The organism is Aerococcus sp. L_32 (assembly GCF_050689315.1).
The window spans coordinates 1-1,337 of the sequence record NZ_JBOEQF010000500.1 but is presented as its reverse complement, the minus strand read 5'-3'; the positions used below and the strand labels follow the sequence as shown (position 1 = coordinate 1,337).

Here is a 1,337-nt window from a genome sequence, read left to right as displayed (position 1 = left end):
TATTTCAGACCTTTCACGTGGTTGTGTAGAAGAAGATGTTTATAAGTTAGCTATCATCACAGCTAACCAAGCCATCTTAGAAGACTAAAGCAAATAAATAAAACAATATTGAAAGAGGAATGGCAATTTTGCTGTTTCTCTTTTTATATGAGAAGATGAAAATGTTTTTTACCTAATAGGTCAAAATATTTCGATTTTCTAGGGCAACCTCCGTGTATGGTGATGAGATGGCTAGCTAAATTGGATCGCAATCTAGATACTTTAAGAGCATTTACTTTAGGTGAATACGAATCCTTTTTAAAAGTATAGAACTTTTCTGAAGGAGCGATTATACGTTTTTCAAATCGGATTAAAGTGTCTAGTAATATCGTCGTGGGCAGGTTACAAAATGAAGAATACATTGATTACACAGAGTTAAATCATTCGAAAAGAAAATTTAAACTGGCAGTGCGTTTATTATTATTCGCTTCATACTAATGAAGAAAGAATGCTTGAAACTTGTAGTCTTTTCGATTTTTTAGTAAAGTAAATAGAGATATTATAAGGGAGAGAAGGTGTCATATGACTTATAGAATTGAATGGGCGAGTGAGGCTGATACAGATGCTTTTGCCCAAAAATTAGCGACCCAAGTGCAAGCAGGGGACATTATTTGCTTGGAAGGAAATTTAGGTGCGGGGAAAACAACTTTCACCAAGTATTTTGCCAAGGCTTTAGGTATTGATCAAGCCATTAAAAGCCCAACTTACACGATTATTCGCGAATATGAAGACAACGACATCCCTTTATACCACATGGATGCGTATCGATTAGAAGAAACAGGCTCAGACAGTGTCGGTTTAGAAGATTATCTTAACGGCGAGGGGGTAACCATTATCGAATGGCCTCAATTTGTTGTTCAGGATTTACCTAAAGATTATCTTTGGCTAAGCTTAACTGCATCTTCTGAAACCAGTCGCGAAGTAACCTTAACCTATGAAGGCCCGCGCGGACAAGCATTGTATGATGGGGTAGTGGCTGACCTCACTTAAGTTAACAGCCAATTTTACGAATAGTCACATAGAAGGATTGAGACAACATGAAAAAAGAACAATTAGAAATTACCCTAGCGGACGCTATGCCTAAAGATGCGAAAGCCTTATTAGACTTCTACAAAGAAGTGGGTAGCGAAACAGACTTCCTTTCATTTGGTGAAGAAGGTTTAGGGATTAACCAAGAACAAGAAACCCGTTATTTGAAATCTTTACAAGAAGCGTTGAATAATCGTGTATTAATTGCACGATTAGGGGATGATATTATTGGAGTTGCAAGCATTGGGGCAGAACAACATGCTAAAGTG

At 37.2% G+C, this 1,337-nt stretch carries 1 protein-coding gene and 1 pseudogene; both read left to right on the top strand.

Going from position 1 to position 1,337, the window contains the following annotated elements:
• The first annotated feature begins 561 nt into the window (after positions 1 to 561).
• Positions 562 to 1,029: a tRNA (adenosine(37)-N6)-threonylcarbamoyltransferase complex ATPase subunit type 1 TsaE gene (gene tsaE, locus ACRCJ0_RS14250; RefSeq protein WP_431390876.1), complete on the top strand. Its 468-nt coding sequence runs from the start codon at positions 562 to 564 to the stop codon at positions 1,027 to 1,029.
• Between the two features lie 47 nt (positions 1,030 to 1,076).
• Positions 1,077 to 1,337: pseudogene (locus tag ACRCJ0_RS14245) on the top strand (GNAT family N-acetyltransferase); the annotation flags it as partial.

Coding starts and splice junctions, on each gene's coding strand:
- tsaE (WP_431390876.1), top strand. CDS start 562: ATGACTTATAGAATTGAATGGGCGAGTGAGGCTGATACAGATGCTTTT.